Origin of the sequence: Dietzia massiliensis, assembly GCF_018390595.1 — a bacterium.
In the GTDB taxonomy this organism is placed as follows: domain Bacteria; phylum Actinomycetota; class Actinomycetes; order Mycobacteriales; family Mycobacteriaceae; genus Dietzia; species Dietzia massiliensis.
Genome location: NZ_JAHBAV010000060.1, coordinates 1 through 17438 on the forward strand (window position 1 = coordinate 1; position 17438 = coordinate 17438).

Annotated in this window: 9 protein-coding genes and 2 pseudogenes; 6 read left to right on the forward strand and 5 right to left on the reverse strand. The window is 64.8% G+C overall.

Features of this window, described 5'->3' with window-relative positions; all coding sequences use genetic code 11:
* The 3 genes from istA to KHA85_RS13975 form a co-directional block, all read right to left on the reverse strand.
* Positions 1-1339: IS21 family transposase (gene istA, locus KHA85_RS13965; RefSeq protein ID WP_213186263.1), on the reverse strand; the 1339-nt coding region annotated here is incomplete at its 3' end.
* Between the two features lie 41 nt (positions 1340-1380).
* A complete protein-coding gene (locus tag KHA85_RS13970) occupies positions 1381-1716 on the reverse strand; it encodes a hypothetical protein (RefSeq protein ID WP_438802058.1) in 336 nt (111 codons plus the stop codon).
* A gap of 240 nt (positions 1717-1956) precedes the next feature.
* Positions 1957-2481, reverse strand: a complete 525-nt coding sequence (locus KHA85_RS13975; RefSeq protein ID WP_213186271.1) for an AAA family ATPase — start codon at positions 2479-2481, stop codon at positions 1957-1959.
* On the opposite strand from KHA85_RS13975, the pseudogene KHA85_RS18635 reads away from it, so the two are divergent.
* From KHA85_RS18635 to KHA85_RS14000, 6 genes and pseudogenes are all read left to right on the forward strand, one after another.
* Positions 2480-2821: pseudogene (locus tag KHA85_RS18635) on the forward strand (DUF3375 family protein); the annotation flags it as partial. The gene KHA85_RS13975 and the pseudogene KHA85_RS18635 sit on opposite strands and share 2 nt — an antisense overlap.
* A gap of 133 nt (positions 2822-2954) precedes the next feature.
* Positions 2955-3352, forward strand: a pseudogene (locus KHA85_RS18640) (DUF3375 family protein).
* Positions 3353-3904: 552 nt separating this feature from the next.
* Positions 3905-4447, forward strand: a complete 543-nt coding sequence (locus KHA85_RS13985) for a hypothetical protein (protein WP_213186265.1) — start codon at positions 3905-3907, stop codon at positions 4445-4447.
* A 516-nt stretch (positions 4448-4963) separates the two neighbouring features.
* A complete protein-coding gene (locus tag KHA85_RS13990; RefSeq protein WP_213186266.1) occupies positions 4964-6397 on the forward strand; it encodes a DUF3375 domain-containing protein in 1434 nt (477 codons plus the stop codon).
* Entirely contained in the window at positions 6394-7095 is a 702-nt protein-coding gene (locus tag KHA85_RS13995; protein ID WP_213186267.1) for a DUF4194 domain-containing protein, read from the forward strand. Before KHA85_RS13990 ends, KHA85_RS13995 begins: the two co-directional genes overlap by 4 nt.
* A complete protein-coding gene (locus KHA85_RS14000; protein ID WP_213186268.1) occupies positions 7095-10502 on the forward strand; it encodes an ATP-binding protein in 3408 nt (1135 codons plus the stop codon). Before KHA85_RS13995 ends, KHA85_RS14000 begins: the two co-directional genes overlap by 1 nt.
* A gap of 100 nt (positions 10503-10602) precedes the next feature.
* On the opposite strand, the gene KHA85_RS14005 is transcribed toward KHA85_RS14000, so the two are convergent.
* Both KHA85_RS14005 and KHA85_RS14010 read right to left on the reverse strand, forming a co-directional pair.
* On the reverse strand, positions 10603-15858 hold the full coding sequence (locus KHA85_RS14005; RefSeq protein WP_213186269.1) for a DEAD/DEAH box helicase: 5256 nt from the start codon (positions 15856-15858) through the stop codon (positions 10603-10605).
* An 18-nt stretch (positions 15859-15876) separates the two neighbouring features.
* Positions 15877-17438 (reverse strand): hypothetical protein (locus tag KHA85_RS14010; RefSeq protein WP_213186270.1); only part of this gene is annotated, 1562 nt, incomplete at its 5' end.

A 17438-nucleotide genomic window follows, 5' to 3' on the forward strand; every position in this document is an offset into this window, starting at 1 on the left:
TGTTCTGGCAGTCCAGATAGCCCTGCGCCTCGATCACGTGACGATCCAGGATCTGGGCGATCACCTTCTCGGTGGCAGGACCGAACCCGCGGGCACGGTCGGTGAACCACTGCCTCGACCACAGACCATCGATGCCCTGATGCTCTCTCGGGGCGTGCGCGAGCACCGTGGAGTACTGGCCCTTACGACCATGGCGCCGGGAGTGCACGCAGACGACCTGGTCGCCATCGAAGATCGTCACAGATTGTGCGGTCAGGCGGACCCGCAGCAGTTGACCGGCGAAGGTGTACGGCACCGAGTAGTACTGCGAATCGCAGGAGATGTGATAGTTCCGCCCGACTTTGAGCTGCTTCCACTCCACCGTGGCGAACCCGTCGTCGGGCAGGACGCCCAGCAGCGGCGCCTCGTCGGATTCGAACCGCTCCCACCGGGTCGTGCCGTCAGCCCGACGGATGACGGTGTTGATCTCCGCGACACGGTCGTCGATGGCGGCGTTCAGGGCCTCGACGGTGGTCCAGACCTCCTCGGCGAGGTAGCCGATGACGCGCTTGTTGACCACGTCCACCGCGGACTCTACGGCTGCCTTGTCGCGGGGTTTGCGCACGCGAGCGGGCACGATCGCGGTGCCGTAGTGGTCGGCCAGCTGCTGGTAGCGGGCGTTGACTGCCCTGGCCGCTTCGCCCTTGGCCTGTCGGTGGGTGGCGGTGGTCGGGTTGTCGGGCACCACCATCTGGGGCGCCCCGCCGAAAAAGTCGAACGCCGCGACGTGGGCGTCGATCCAGGACGGGGACTTCATATCGGTGAAGCCGCGGCAGAACACCACACCGGAGTACGGCAGCACCGCCACGAACAGGTACAACTTGGTGATTTCCCCTGTGACCGCGTCGAGGACCTCGAGGGTGTCGCCGGCCCAGTCGACCAGCATCGTCCGACCGGGTTCGTGATGCAGTGTGGCCACGACGTCCTTGACCCGTGCGTGCTCGCCGAACAGGGCGCAGTACTGCGAGTACCCGTACTTCTTTCCGGCTCCGGTGGGGTCGGCGAGGTACTTTCCCCACGCCTGCTGGATGGTGAAGTGCCGATTGAACTTCATCGACGCCAGCACCCGATCAAAGTCGGGCTTGATGTAGTCCTCCGAGACGCGTTTGCGCCCGTCGGGGAACATCCCGGCGATCTCGGCCGGATTCATCGACGCCGCTTGGCCGGCAGTGATGCCGTAGGCGGTGATCGTCTTCTTCACCGCCGCGATCTCCCGCCGTGAACACCCGACGGCCGCGACGATTTCGCTGTAGCTATGCCCGGCAAGCGCCAACGTCATGATGGCTTTGTAGTCGGCCATGCAGCCTCCTCAAATAGGAACAGACGGCGCAGTCGCGCCGCCTACCTTGAGCAGACCACCCCGGCTGCCCCAAGGAGTACCAAGTCGTCAGAATCGCGGTACCGAATCGCCGGACCGTAAGTACCATCTGGCCCTATCTGCCACGGCTGGGCGAACACGCTCTCGTGCTCCCCGCGGCCCGGGAACAGGCGTGTATACACCTGCTCATCGCTGAGCTCGGCGACGTCGTCCCAGCTCGTCTCCGTCGCGTCGGCAGCCTCCAGCACCGCAGTGATGCTCTTGCGGGACATGCCCTGCGAGGCGGCGATCGCCCGCCCCGACAGGCCCTCGGCGCGAAGCTGCAGCACAAGCTTCGCCCTGATCTTCCGTACAGTCACGGATTGCTCCTTCCGCCACGTGCCCTCTACACGCGGCGGAAGGAGCCTAAGGACCGGTGGCCCCCACGGACGCTACTGCCGGCCCCCAAGCGCAATAATCGCGTTTCCGGACACTGGCCCCCGAAGGCAATAGCGATGGCCCCCAGTGAGACGAATATTCATCGGTGCCGGAACTCCGGATAGACCTGAAGGCGTAGGCCATCATCACGTAGATGTTACGGATGGTGATGGAGTTGGAAGTCATGAAATTGCAGCTCGCAACCTTCCGGACCACTCCTCGGCCTTGGCTGGCTCGTCGAACCAATACTCGTCGAGAAGCGGAACCAGTTCGTCCTCCACCACCGACTGAAGCCAGGCGTCCTCGGTGTCATCCTCGGGAGCCGCGATGACGAAGCTGTGGCCGACGGCGAAGCCCGGTCCGAGAGCAGGATCATCCGAGATGGCGAGATTGAGCTCTCTGATCGCTGCAACGAGACTATCCAGGATCGGACTGTCGATCTTTGCCTGGTAATGAGAGAAACCCTCTGTGCTGAAGCCCGGCTTCATGTCGAAGAACCCGAAGCGACGACGCAGCGCGTAGTCGATTACAGCGAGACTGCGATCGGCCGTGTTCATCATGCCGATGATGTAGAGGTTCGGAGGTACAGAGAACTCTTCATTCTTGTAGAGGAGACGAAGGGCTGAACCACGCTTGTCGCCCTCGATCAGCATGAGCAGTTCTCCGAAGACCTTCGAGATGTTCCCACGGTTGATCTCATCGATGATGAAGAAGTGCGGTTGGTCAGGTCCAGCGTCACGGGCGGCGCTGGACGACCAGCTCTACGCGATCAATACCCAGGACCCAACCAACCCGAGATTCGTGCGCACGGCTGCGGAGTACCTGGCCGACTGGGCCGGCCCGGAGGCGGGCTTCCTGCGTCGCTTCTATCCGCTGGGCGCGGACGAGATCCACTACGACGCGACTCCGGCCCTGGAGAAGGCCTACGCCTGGGTGCAGGGCCTGGCCGAGCAGTCCTTCGTGGGCACCGAGTCGCGACTGCAGACCGCGGTGGACCTGCTGCGTCAGATCGCGCAGGGCACCGAGTCCGACCCCGCCAAGCGTCTGGACCAGCTCGAGCGCCGCAAGCAGGACATCGAGCGGGAGATCGACCAGCTCCGCCAGGATCCGCAGGCCGGCCTGCTTGTCGACGGCGGGCCGCGAGCGCTACCAGCAGCTCGCCACCGCTGCCCGCGAGCTGATGACCGACTTCCGCCAGGTGGAGGAGAACTTCCGCGCGCTGGAGCGGTCGGTGCGCGGCGCATCGCCACGTGGCAGGGCAGCAAGGGTGAGCTGCTGGCCGAGCTCGTTCACGGCCGCCGCATGATCGACTTTCCCGACCAGGGCCGCAGCTTCCAGGCCTTCTACGACCTGCTGCTGTCCACCTCGAGACAGGAAGCTGTCCATACTGCTGGACCGTCTCACCGGCATCGACGAGGTCGGCGTCGACCGCCGCCTGCGCACAGTGCACCACGGCTAGGCGAAGGCCCCCGAACGCACGCGGCAGATGGCCCGCAACTTCTTCCAATGGCTGCGCAGCGTGATTCAGGTCGGGATGGCCGCGCCATCGTGGGATGTGCCCATGTCTCCGTAACCTAGCCGCAACGACCACCGCGCGAACAATGGCATAGTTCCGCTTCTGCCATCTCGACATCTTAGTGTTAGATCGGGATAGCGCCCGCACCAAATGGTGCTATCTGGCACGATAGCTAAAGTCACATCTCGAGATTGGTGGACCCTGCGAAACCTGTGGGTGCAGCACCATGTGCCAAGATAGTCCAGAATGACGAACGTTATCGCCCCTGACCATCACGATACTTGAGGCCCAAGAAGATATGACCTCCAAAGCGACTGTCGATAGCGGACTCCAAGCATACCGAAGCGCCCTAGCGGACGCCGATCATGTCCGGGTCACGGTGCAAGAAGTTCCTCTTGGCTTGCCGGTGCCGGACCCCAAGGCGAGAGCCACCGCCGCACGTGCAGCTTCCTCTCTGGAGCGAGTCGTTTCGGACAGCGAGGCTTGGCTGCCAGGGAATGGAATCGAACCAGCAAGCTACTTTTCGGTCGCGATCGCAAACTTGGTCTTTGCGGGTGTCCTGATCATTGTTGGCGTAGTGGTCGGTGGCTGGGTCGTAGGGATGTTGGTGTAACGTGCAATATTTTTCCATTGCTCTTGGGGCTCTCATTGGTATCGTTATCGTGGGTGTCGCTCTTGGCGCTTTCTTGCTCGTGGCTGCCGGCATCGTTGCCGTCGGATGCTTCATCGGGGCATTCATGTTGACGTCTTCGGCGTGGGAGAATTTCCGGAAGCGCGACGAAGAGCCTCCCGTGTTTGCAATCGACAATCATGACTTGACTATTGCGCTTTCAGAACTTTCGCGGTCGTCGAAACTGCACTACGCGCAGGCGCGAGATGCGCTGCTAGAAACAATCAAAGAATGGAATTCGATTGTTCGGCACCATGGGAACGAGGGCATCTTCACGAGGAGCGACCTTTCCGGGTCAGTGTGGCCCCTCAACAGCGAGGAAGTGCGCGCAGCCACTGTTGCCGCGGTGAACGCACTCTCAGCGAACAAGTCTCCCATTCGGATGCTTGCGCACACTCGGGCTGCAATCGAAATCGATAAGGCACATATTCAGTTGCGGTACGCAATCGGCAAGGTAGTCGGCCGAGATTTGACCCTGAACGCGTGACTGGGGTGGCGCGGCCCGAGGGATGAAGTGCGTAGACCTCGGTCGGGGGCGATTCGGCGGCGTGCATTAGGCTTGCGCCTATGCAGAATCTCACGCGGGACTCGTTCTTGTCGCGCAGATTAATGTGACCAGTGCGGTCGGTCTCGGCTTGCCTGGCCTATGGCCGGTTGGTTTAGTGGCGAGGCCGATTGCGGTGGCACTGACCGCGATTGACCGTTCTGCGCGGAGGATTTCGGCTCGCGGCCTTCGGGCTGTTCCTTGCTGATCCTGTGCAGTTGGTGCTTCTGCGATCATCGTCGTAGGGGATGCGGCGTGTATCGAGCCCGTTGTGCGGGTCTATGGCCACGAACTATCGCCAGTGCAGTTGCATCGGGGGTGAAGAGCGCTGGGGCGGCGTACTGATCCCGCTGGCGTTACCCATCGCCCCATCTCGCCCTCCTCACCCCCCACTCCTAGACTGTCCCCTCGGCGCCCGAGCCGCCGACACCGAAAGTCCACCCACCCGAGGAGCCCCACGTGGAGTATGCGCAGATCGAGGCGCTGCGCGAGCGGCATCCCGCCTGGCGGATGCTGCGCGCCACGCACGCGCCTCTGCTGCTCACAGTGCTGGGCCGGTTCTTCGTGGAGGAGGGTCGCGGCGCCAGCTCCGAGGGCGAGCTGGTGGCGGCGCTGGACGACCAGCTGTACGCGATCAACGCCCAGGACCCGGCCAACCCGCGGTTCCTGCGCACGGCCGCCGAGTACCTGGCGGACTGGGCCGGCCCGGAGGCGGGGTTCCTGCGTCGCTTCTACCCGCTGGGCGCCGACGAGATCCACTACGACGCCACCCCGGCCCTGGAGAAGGCCTACGCCTGGGTGCAGGGATTGGCCGAGCAGTCCTTCGTCGGCACCGAGTCGCGTCTGCAGACCGCGGTGGACCTGCTGCGTCAGATCGCCCAGGGCACCGAGTCCGATCCCGCCAAGCGCCTGGACCAGCTCGAGCGCCGTAAGCGCGACATCGAGCGGGAGATCGCGCAGCTCCAACAAGACCCGGACGCTGGCCTCCTCGACCGCACCGCCGTGCGCGAGCGCTACCAGCAGTTCGCCGCCACCGCCCGCGACCTGTTGGCCGACTTCCGCCAGGTGGAGGAGAACTTCCGCGCCCTGGACCGCTCAGCCCGCGAGCGCATCGCCACGTGGCAGGGCAGCAAGGGCGAGCTCCTGGCCGAGCTGGTCCACGGCCGCAGCATGATCGACTCCTCCGACCAGGGCCGCAGCTTCCAGGCGTTCTACGACCTGCTGCTGTCCACCTCGGGCCAGGAGGAGTTGTCCATGCTCCTGGATCGCATGACCGGCATCGAGGAGGTCGGCGCCGACCGCCGCCTGCGCACGGTCCACCACAGCTGGGCCGAGGCCGCCGAGCGCACCCAGCACACGGTCCGCAGCATCTCCGAGCAGCTGCGCCGTTTCACCGACGATCAGGTGTGGCTGGAGAACCGCCGCGTGCTGGACCTGGTGCGCCAGATCGAGACCACCGCCCTGCACATCCGCGACGGCGAGCTCCCGGACTTCGGTCTGGAGCTGGAGGAGACCAGCATCGACGTGGCCCTGCCCACGGATCGCCCGCTGTTCACCGTGCGGCCGGCCTCGGAGGTCAACAGCGACCTCGAGCCGGTCGAGGCCGAGGAGGTCGACACCTCGGTGCTGGCCAACCAGGTCGTGGTCGACCCCGCGCGCCTCGCCACCCGCATCCGCGCGCTGATCCCGGTGCACGGCACCGCGCGGCTGGAGGACATCATCTCCCTCTACCCGCTCCAGCACGGCGCGGCGGAGATCGTCGGCTACCTGGCGCTGGACGAGGACGATCTCGAGGTGACCACCCACGAGCATGAGGAGACCGTGATCGAGTACCACGAGGCAGGCAGGCACATGCGCGCGACGATGCCGCGGGTGGAGGTCACCCGCCGATGACCGCCTCCGGATCCAGCACCGCCGACCATGCGGTCGGGGACCGTGTCACCGCCGGCCGTGTCACCCCCGAGCGCGCCGTGGCGGTCAGCGCCATCCGCCTCATGCAGGGCGTCGTGTACCAGGAGTCCGACGCCTGGGACGACCTGGTGCGCCACCAGGGCGCCGTCCGTGACCACTTCGCCGTCGTAGGACTCGAGGTTGTTGTCGACGACGACGAGGGCTACGCCTACCTGCGGACCGCGGACACCCCGGAGGGCGAGAACGCTCTTCCCCGCGTCATCCGGCGACGAACGCTGACGTACGCCGACAGCCTCCTGCTGGTCCTCCTTCGGAAGCGCCTGGCCGAGTTCGAGTCGGCCGGCGATCCGGGCCAGCTGGTGCTCACGCACGACGAGATCGTGGAGATGATCCAGCTCTTCCTGCACCGCAGCACCGACGAGGCGCGCGAGCAGCACCAGATCGACGCCTCCATCAACCGGCTCGTGGGCATGGGTTTCCTGCGTCAGCTCAAGGACCGCAAGGGGGAGTGGGAGGTGCGCCGCATCCTCAAGGCCTACGTGGACGCCGAGACACTCTCGGACTTCTCGGCCAAGCTCGCCGAGTACGCCGACGCGGGCGCCGCGGACGAAACCTCGGCCGACGAGGGCGTCGGCCACGCGGACGAGAGCACCGCCGACCACCCGAGCGAGGACATCTGATGACCAGCGGCCTGTTCTCCTCGGTCGAGCTCGGCAGCGGTGAGCGCCCCGGCTTCCGCCTGGCCCGCCTCGAGGTCCTCAATTGGGGCACGTTCGACTCCCGGGTGTGGAATCTCGAGCCGGCGGGGGAGACCCTTCTGCTCACCGGTGACATCGGCAGCGGCAAGTCCACCCTGGTGGACGCGGTGAGCACGCTCATGCTGCCCTCGCACCGGATCGACTACAACAAGGCCGCCGGCGCCGCCCGCAAGGAACGCACCCTGCGGTCCTACGTCGAGGGCCACCACAAGACCGAGCGCAACGAGGCCACCGGCAGTGTCCGCTCGGTCGGGCTGCGCGATGGCCACTCGTACTCGGTGATCCTCGGCGTCTTCCGCAACGAGGGGTACGGCGAGGAGGTCACCCTCGCACAGGTCTTCCAGCAGCAGGAGGCCACCGGCCAGCCGTGGCGGCGCTTCATCACCGCCGACCGGGCGCTGTCCATCGACCCGGACTTCACCGGCTTCGGCTCCGACCTCGGCGCCCTCATCACCCGCCTACGCGAGGGCGGGGCCGTGGTGGACAAGGACTTCCCGACCTACGGCCGCGCCATGCGCCGCCTGCTGGGCATCCGCTCCGAGCAGGCCATGGAACTGTTCCACCAGACCATCTCCATGAAGTCCGTCGGCGACCTCAACGAGTTCGTCCGCACCCACATGCTCGAACCCGTGGACGCCTCCGCCCGCATCGAGGGCATCCTGCGCCACTTCGAGGACCTCACCCGCGCCCACGACGCCGTCACCCGCGCCCGCACCCAGCTCGCCGCCCTCGAGCCGCTGGTCGAGCAGATCCACACCTACGACGCCGCCCTCGAGCGCCGCGAGCGGCTGCGCGAGGAGCGACTGGCCCTGCGCCCGTACTTCGCCGAGCTCCGCATGGCCCTGCGCCAGGCCGAGATCGACACCCTGACCACCGAGGTGGCCTCCGCCAACACCGAGGTGGTCCGCCTCCGCGAGAAGGCCAGGGAACTTGCCACCGAGCGCGAGGCCCTGGTCACCGCGCGCGCCGAATCCGGCGGCAACCGCATTGGCGACCTCGAGCGAGATGCCGCCGCGGCGCGGGAGCAGCTGGAGGAGCGTCGTCGTCGTCGGGATCGGTTCACCGACGCGGTGACCCGCGCCGGCCTGGACCCCGTCACCGACGAGGCGGCGTTCGCCCGGCTGCCCGAGGCGATCGCCGCACGTGAGGCGGAGCTGGACTCCCACGGCGTCGATCTGGCCACGCGCCACAACGCGCTGGTCATGGAACACGGCGAGCGCAAACGGCAGCTGCGCGAGGTGCAGCAGGAGCTGACCGGCCTGACCGGGCGGACCAGCAACCTGCCCACCGAACAGCTCCAGGTCCGCGCCCAGCTGTGCGCTGAACTCGGCCTGGACGCCGCCGAGCTGCCGTTCGCCGGCGAGCTCATGGACATCGCCGCCGAGCACGCCCAGTGGCGTGGCGTCGCGGAGCGCGTCCTGCGCGGATTCGCCCTGTCCCTGCTCGTGCCGCAGGAGCACTACGCCGACGTGGCCGACTGGGTGGACTCCCGCCGGCTCACCTCCCGCCGCTCCGACGGCCGCGAGGTGGGCGTGCGGCTGGTCTACGAGCGGGTCCCCGAGAAGCACGTCCCGCTACAGCGGCCCCAGATCGACGGGTTGCTGCTCGCCGACACCGTGGAGATCGCCGACTCGCCGCTGCGCGGCTACCTGGCCAAGGAGCTCTACGCCCGCGCCGACCACCTGTGCGCGCAGACCATGGAGGAGTTCCGCCGCGCCGACCGCGCCGTGACCGTGCAGGGGCAGATCCGCTCCCGCAACCGGCACGTCAAGGACGACCGCAGCTCCACCACCGACGCGCGGAACTGGGTGCTGGGCTGGCGCAACGAGGACAAGGTCGACGCCCTGCGCGCGCGGTGCACCCGGCTCGAGGCCGACGTCGCCGAGCTGGCCACCCGCCTCGACGCCGCCACCGCCGAGCAGAACGACGCCGGCCAGGCCCGCACCGCGCTGGTGCGGCTGGCCGAGTATCCGTCCTGGCGCGACCTGGACTGGGCCGAGGCCCAGCAGCGCGCCGACTCCGCCGAGGCCGAGCGGCAGCGGCTGGTCCGCGGCAGCGACGAGCTGTCCGAGATCGACCAGCGGATCGCCGACCTCGACGCCCGCGCCGCCACCGTGGCCGACGACGAGCGGGAGCTATCCGACCACCGCAGCCGCTGGCAGAGCAGCATCGACCACGAGCAGCGCCAGATGCTCCGCGACCAGCGCGTGCTCGGCGAGCTGGACGAGGCCCTGCTCGAGTCCGCGCGCGAGGTGTACCCACGGCTGCGCGATCGGCTCGGCTACGGCGAGGACCGCGGCGCCGAGCTGGCCCAGACCGCCGACGAGGCGCACTCCGCCGAGGCGGCGCTGTCGGATGCGATCGACGCCGACGCCGAACGCGCCCAGCGCGAGCTCAACGGCCTCACCACGCGGATCCACCAGGCCATGGCCGAAATCCGCCGCACCTGGCCGGAGCAGACCAAGGAGATGGACGCGGCCGTGGCCGCCCGCGCCGAATACGTGCGGTTCCACGCCCGACTGGCCGACGACGACCTCCCACGGTTCGTGGACGAGTTCGAGAGCCAGCTGCGCAAGAACACCATCCGCGAGCTCGCCGGCTTCCACAACTGGCTGCTGCGCCAGGCCGACGACATCGGGCAGAAGATCGAGAAGACCAACGAGGCGCTGGGTGCGATCGACTTCAACCCGGGGCGGTACGTGCGGCTCGACCGGGAGAACACGGTCAACCAGGAGGTGCGCCAGTTCCGCGCCGACTTGCGCGGGGTCACCGACGACGCCTTCGACGGCGACGGCCAGTACTCGGAGAGCCGCTACGAGCAGGTCCGCGCGATCCTCGAGCGACTCCGCGGCCGGGAGGGCCACAGCGACTCCGACCGTGCCTGGCGCGCGCGGGTGACCGACGTGCGCAACTGGTTCACCTTCTCCGCCTCCGAGCGGGACCGTGAGACCGACCGCGAGTTCGAGCACTACCGCGACTCCGACGGCAAGTCCGGCGGGCAGAAGGAGAAGCTGGCCTACACCATCCTCGCAGCCTCGCTGGCCTACCAGTTCGGACTGGAATGGGGAGCGTCCAAGGCCCGTGACTTTCGGTTCGCGGTGATCGACGAGGCCTTCGGCCGCGGCTCGGACGCCTCCACCCGCTACGCGCTGGAGCTGTTCGCCAAGCTCGGCATCCAGCTTCTCATCGTCACGCCGCTGCAGAAGGTGCACGTGATCGCCCCGTACGTGCGGACGATCGGCTACGTGGACAACGTGGAGGGCCGCTATTCGCGGCTGGTGCAGATGACGACCGAGGAGTACCAGCGGCAGAACCGGGTCGGGCAGTAGGGGAGACGGCTGGGTCCCAGGGAAGTCTCGGGTGGGTGGTGCCGGCACCACACCGGCACCACCCGACGGGAGTAAGCGTCTGCTACTGGCGCGCAAGCACTTACACGAGAGCGTCAGCCGAGATCAGCTGACTGATGGTGCCGAACGGTCGTTGCAGTGCCTCGCGAACGTCTGAGAACTCGGCGTGGCTACCCGGATACGTCCGCATTGCCGCCGAGTAGGCCTCCTTCTGCAGAGAGTTCCATCCGTCGGAATCGCGTCGCCACAGAGGATGTCCGAGGATGGAGATCCTGCCCTCAAACCCATTGTGTAGTGCTTTCAACCCTGCCAGATCGACGACGTCATAGGCTCCTTGCCCGGCAGCCGCAATGTTCGCGGCAGCTGAGGCGCTGTGCGCTAACCACCGTTGGAGTTCGAGTTCCTTACCAACAGCGAGATCGAACATGTCAAGCGCGAGTCGCCAGTCCAGGCTGCCGTGCAGCAAACGGTTATTGTAAGAACGTAGACAGTCAGGACACGAGCTGTCGCAGTCTGAATGAGCCGACGACGTCCAGCTGTACTCGAGATCATTCCGAGCGGTGTGGAGGAGGTTACTCAGCCGTTGAGGCTGAGCGATCTCTGTGGCGTATCCCGCGCCGTTCTCAAGACGGTCCGCCAGGAATATCCTGAAGGAGGGGGTCCCGTTGATCGTGGCAGGCTGAAGACCGGCAATGATTTCATCGGGATCGATATCCAGCTCGATCTGGCAGGCTCGCCGAATTGCTTCACCAAAGGACAAGAAGGCCGACTGTGCCGACGGCATCCGCCGGCCATCAGCCGGGAGCTGACGCCCGACGGTCTTCGGCGTGGTGAATGAGATCGTGACGATGTCAGTAGTCCTGATGGCGCCGATTGCGGCGTGAGCGATGCGCTCTCCGATGAGGTTCGATTCGTCGACGTCGTCGTATAGATCGGTATTCGCGACCACGACGGACTTGTCCATGCGACGGCGCAGGTCGAACAGCCGCCCCGAGTTGTCGTTAAGAGTAACGAGCTTCGCCTGGGAGTAGGCATCCACGCCGACGGCTCCGGAAGAAAAGGAGACCGTCGGGTCCTCAGCCACACCGACGGCGGGAGGGGCTACCGACTCCGAGATGTCGAAGTCATCATCGAAGTCCGTGGCGGACGCGTAGTCCGTGCGCCATCCCAGAGGCTCGTACATGGTGACGGTTGTCGTGGTCTCACCGCAGATCGCGCAGCTGGCGAACTCCTGATCGAGATTGGTGGCACCGCACTCCTCGCAGCGAGTAACGAGCCGTGGCTGCCCGAGTGGATCCACTGGCGCAACCTTGCCTGACGCCATGCCGTAGGCGGCAAATCCGATGACGGTTCTTACCGCGCCATCTCGAACGATTTTGGAGCCCGGAGTAAAGGCGGTGATCGCCATATCCAGAGGCCGTTCGGCTAGGACAACGTCCTGGAGGTCTGCCATCTTCCGCGGAGGCTTTCGATAAACCGGCCGTACCCGGGTGGGGAATCCGAACATCGGCAGCAGACCGGCGCTGGCGAGTTCCCTACTCAGCTCAGTTTGCGGATCCGAGACGTCGGCAACGGCCGCCGCGACCTCATCGGCGAGATCGTGGCGGACCCATTGCTCCATGCTGCTGCGCCCTTGCGCGGTGATGCCGGTGTGGGAGGTGAGCCTGTCGATCACGGCGTCGACAGAAGGCGACTTCTCCAGCCATTTACGGATACGCGGCAGGTTGCCTGCGAGCTGCTCGACAGTGCCGAATGTGCCATGGAGGCTCTTCGTGGTCCACTTCGGAGGGTTCGGGAGAGAACCGAAGGCTAGTCGGAGAACTTCTGATGCGACAACGCGCCTCGAGATCCGATCCCGGTTGGTGTCTAGGAATGGTTGGGGAGGTACGTCGCCCGTGATGCGTTCGGGAAAATTGAAGTAGTAATCGTCGTGGCTGCGACCTTTGCATACGGTTAGGGCGTACGAGAATGGCTGGCCAGCGCGACCCGCCCGGCCGACGCGCTGCTGGTAGTTGAACCGTTGAGGGGGCATGTTGGCCATCAGCGTCGACTTGAGCGAGCCGATATCCACGCCGACCTCCATGGTCGTGGTGGCGACCAAGACATCAAGCTCGTGAGTGATCTGGAACTCTCGTGGGCTCGGCAGGAGAACGCCCTTGAAATGCCGCTGGCGGCGACGCTGCTCCTCCAACGGGCGGGTCTGGCCGGTCAATTCAGCAACGGCGAGGCGGCGTGGTGGAAGCGTCGACAACCACGCGTAGTAATCGATGTCCGAAGTGGACAGAACGGACTCGATGAGTTCTGACGAATTACATCGCCGGTTCGCACATATCCCTGCCGATGGGTGCAGGTGCTGGAAACCGCACCGAGCACACGTCCACTTGCGTTGGTGCTGGGGGACGAACTCGAACGGAGGTTCTGCGAGATTGACAGCCAGGAGCCACCCAGGAGCAAACCCTCCCTCTGCCTCCGCGGTGAGCCACTGGAGGAGGTCATCAACTTCAACCGAGTGACGGTGCGCAACCTGTTTGACGTAGCTATTCACGTCCTGTGGAACCGCCTGCTGAGGCTCGCGGCTACTGTAAGGGATACGTTTAGCACCTCCCAGAATCCTCACGACCGAACGGAGAACCTCGCGCGAGGTCTCGGGGGATAGGGGCGAGGACGACAGTCGACTACCGCTGACCTCGACAAACCCGATCCCAGATGCTTCGATGTCGCGGCCGGTGCGGTCAAAAACCGCAGCCGCCATCTGCTTGCCGAGTTCCTGGCTGAATCGTTGAACTGCCGTAGCCTGCAGCGTCGGCTCCAGTGGCTCCCACGCCCCGCTGACCGGTGGTTCGAATGCTTGGAACCACATGGCTCCGTTTACCGTTTTCGCCATGGAGGGACCCGTGCCACCAGGTGGGACGCCCATGTCCACTAGCCGTCGCATGACGAGCTCCTGGAGGCGGGCCCAGGTTGTTTCAGCGCTTTCCTCGCTGGCGAACGCAGCCAGCGTTTCTGCTTCATTTTCCGTCAGGTCCGTAAACCGTTGCTTTTGTACCAGGTTCCAGATCTCCGGTTGCGCCGCGGACAGCGATCGGAAGGTGATTACTTCTTCAGCGGAAAGAGAGTTCATGTCATCGGCACCCCGCTTGAGGATGTCCAATTGGTCGGGTTCACCCTCGTCGAGCACCTGTGCGATGACCTGCCGGACGGTGTCACGGTAGTGGTTCCGGCTGACTCCTGCTGCGGTTCGGGCGGCATCGTCACGGCTATCGGTAAAGACAATCGTCCGCGATTCACTGGACGAGTCGCCCATCTCGCGGACGAGTTGCGAGAGGTACACCTGGGTCGATCGTGAGTTGCCCGTGGAGTGATTGCGGATCGGCGATCGAACAGCGCCAGCCCAGAATCGATCGGACGACATGTTGTGACCCTTTTGGCCGCAATGCGGGCACATCTCTGGGAGGGCTGGGTGGACCGCCTTGTTTCCAGAATCGTGTGCAAAGGTCCAGCCGGTAGCAGCCTCCACCGCTGGCCCCATCAAACCGACGGAAGGTTGCAGCTCCACAGGAATGAAGTGGAACTTCGAACCCCCGACTGATCCCTTGGGGCCTTTCCTATCCCATGACTTGGCAACAGGTTTGGTCCCCGGCCAGTACCAGCGATACGTATCGGATGTGCGATGGGATACGCGGATCGACTCTTCAAAAGGGTAGCGGGGCGGCGACGCCCCCAGCATCACTGAATCTTCGATGTGGCTCGCCACCCATCCGCCGAGGCTCACGTCTCCGCATTCCCAGCAGTAAAGGAGTTCCATAACCCGGGATCCGCAGTCGGGGCAACTGGTGGCGGGAACATCGAGGAGTCGTCCGATTCGGCGGTCGCCTTCCAGTTCAGCCACACCCGAACACTCGGGATCGACGCAGGCCCACAAACCCTTGGAGAGCCGGGCGAACATGTGGATTCGTAAAGGAATCGTTGTCGGGTTCGAGCTGGATGCGATCGTTTGGAGCAATTGATTGAGTTCAGGGTCACCGCCGAGCCGCTGCGCTATTCGGGATCTTGGGGTGGCTCTGACGCGTCCATCTTCGTCGACGCACGCGTTCGCAATTCTCGTGGCGGGGTCGTTGGAGTTCGTGTCGAGTTCGGCCGGTCGTCCGGCGGTTACGTGGAACGAGTCACCGGCAACACCGAAGAATCGCTCGAGATAAGTCCTGCCGCCCTCTCCGGCGTCGAGTGACGCGGATGTGCCAATGCACCGGAGTTGCGGACTGTCCGGCGCTAAACCCAGTCGGTGCAGGAAGTTTCGAATAATCATCGCGACTTCACTTCCTTGCGTGCCGCGATAAAGGTGTAGCTCATCAACGACGAGCGTGAAGACTCGGGTCGGATCACTTTCCAGCCACTGCCGTGTCTGCTCGAAGATGGGCTGTTCGAACTCACGCATCAGCATCACGTTGAGCATCGAATAGTTGGTGACCATTATGTCCGGCGGGGACGCGATCATGTCCCAACGGGTCATCATCTCGTTCTGTCGGGGATCCGCGAATTGCTCAAGATCGGAAGCAGGAAGGCCCGCGCCAACCAGGTCATCCATCTCGGATGCCGTAGCGCGGAGAGAAGCCGCGACTTCGCGAAGCAATCGAGGGTTCTTGTCGGGCATCCTGGTTCCGCCGGGCGTGACGCCTGTGTATCGCCCGAACCAGATTGGAGCACCGGGAAAAGACGCGGCAAGAGCTCTGGTAGAGCGCCTCAGGCGCACGATCTGGTCCTCGACCAGGGCATTTGTCGGATACAGCACGATGGAGCGCATTGCTGCAGGACGAGTCTCTCTGGCCCTGAGAGGTAACCAACTGCTGCCCGGTCGCTGGGTCCACCAATGATGCGCTGGCGGTTGGGGCGACCAACGATCGGCCTCCATGGCGATGCGGAGCAGCAGTGGAAGTAAGAAGCTCTCCGTCTTTCCCGAGCCTGTTCCTGAGGTGACTATGACGTTGCGGCCCGGTTCAACGCCCGGTCTGAACGAGTGGTGGATCGCCTCTGCCTGGTGGGCGCGAAGCGAGATGGGGGAGTCATTGTCCACAAAGCCGCCGAAAAGCGCTCTCCCGACGGCATCGGCAACGCGGCTTTCGATGCCGACACTCTGCGCTATCTCAAGCAGTTCGTTGGTGGAAGGATAAGGGAGCACCGGTTCGATGAGTGGTTCGGTGAAGAGCTTGCCGGGCCGCTCGAGGAGGGCGCGGCGTTCTTTCCTCAGGTCTGCGTCCCGGAGCCAGTAGGTGGTCTCGTAATACCTCAGGTACGCGTCTTTGAGACCGTCGTAAGTGTCTAAGGGGTCTGGTACGTGCATCGCAGATCGTCCTTCTAACTAGGTCGAGAGACGGTGGCTGAGCACGCCGGCAACCGTCGCGGGAACACCGCAGTATGAGAGCAGGGACCGAGCAGTGAGTGCTTCGGGGAGTGAACCCGAACAAAGCACGGCGACTCGACCGAAAAGCCCCGGGAGATCGCAGCCAAGTGGGACGCTCACCGTCGAGCTGGCGCGATCGTAGCTGAGGAGCGGACGACCACCCGCTCGAGCCGCGAGGTGCTTGGTCAGTTGGACAGAGCCACGGGCGGCGGTCCTGTCGCCTATGTCAGCCTCCGTTCTGTACACATCGATGGTCGTGAAACGCGACAACAGGCGGTAGGCGCCGGGTGCTTCTGCATCCTTTACCGATTGCCACCGAGAGCGTTCGATGTCGAACCATTTGATGCTCTTGGTTTCGGGTAGCGGAATCCGCGGTAAAGCTGCCTCCACTTCGGAAAGACTCGGCAGCAGCTTCGCCATGTAGAGCGCGGCATCTGGCGCCACAAAGACCTCTCCAGAGGCGACGTCCGGCAGCTCGTCGAGGTCATGGGCAGACAGTCCGGAGACGATCCGAGTCGTCAGGCCCTTTTTCGATTCCACTGCAACGGTGCCGCCGGCAGCGTTCACCGCTGCCTCTAAGGAACGCAGCTCGACAGCGCTCCAACCTCCACACACGAGGTGCCTTCCGTCGGGTAGCTCTGCCAGGGTCTTCAGCCCGACTTCCCATCTCACCACTTCGAACCGTTCATCTCGCTCAACCTCGATGTGCGCCAACGCTTCGAGCCCGCGGGTGAAGTTGTCGACGAAGAGCGCGGTCCCCTCGACCTGGGAGGCCATGGATCGAAGAGCTGATACTGATCCGCCGCCGGCATGGACTAGCCCGTCAAGGGCGACGTCCCATGAAATTTCGGGGAGCGAGACCGCCGTCGCCTGGGGCATTGCGGCCTTCTCGACACCCTGAACATCGATGCCCGAGAACAGAGTTTCGGCCCGTCGAGGAGGGAGGCCGGGGTAGCGGCGGATGAGCCCGCACCCCTCGCAGCGGCCGATGATGAATTGATTTCTCAACTCTCGCCTCGTCTGCTGGCGGGCGGGGGTGGGTGGCATGACGAAGCGGTGTCGACCGGTGAAGACACAAGAACTGTCGTCGAGCGGCGGGATCGCCAGCTTCGCCCCTGACTCTTTATCTGAACGCGCCTTCGACCACCACGGGGTTCCCTGGGGGGAAACGAAATCAGCCTCGTTACTGACCGGGGTGGCCCATGCGCCATCGACGGCCCAGTCGACCTCAACCTCGGAATGGTCTCGGGCTGTCAGGGCATCCAACGGGTGCGCCAGATCGTGAGAAAGGCGGGGGGCTCGTTGCCACGCGGCGTGGTCCGGCGTCGCACCAGAGCGCAGGCGAAGCTGCATACTCTGTACTTCGGTATCGCCACTCTTGAGAAGAACCTCGTAGTCGCCTTCGCGAAGATCTAAGGCGCTCAGGTCGACTAAGAGAACCCCGTTGTCTGATACCCACGCAGCCTGAATATTCGTCTCACTGGGGGCCATCGCTATTGCCTTCGGGGGCCAGTGTCCGG

Excerpts from the sequence above, each read along its gene's own strand:
- KHA85_RS13995 (WP_213186267.1), top strand. The coding sequence starts at position 6,394 with ATGACCGCCTCCGGATCCAGCACCGCCGACCATGCGGTCGGGGACCGT.
- KHA85_RS14000 (WP_213186268.1), top strand. The coding sequence starts at position 7,095 with ATGACCAGCGGCCTGTTCTCCTCGGTCGAGCTCGGCAGCGGTGAGCGC.
- KHA85_RS14005 (WP_213186269.1), bottom strand. The coding sequence starts at position 15,858 with ATGCACGTACCAGACCCCTTAGACACTTACGACGGTCTCAAAGACGCG.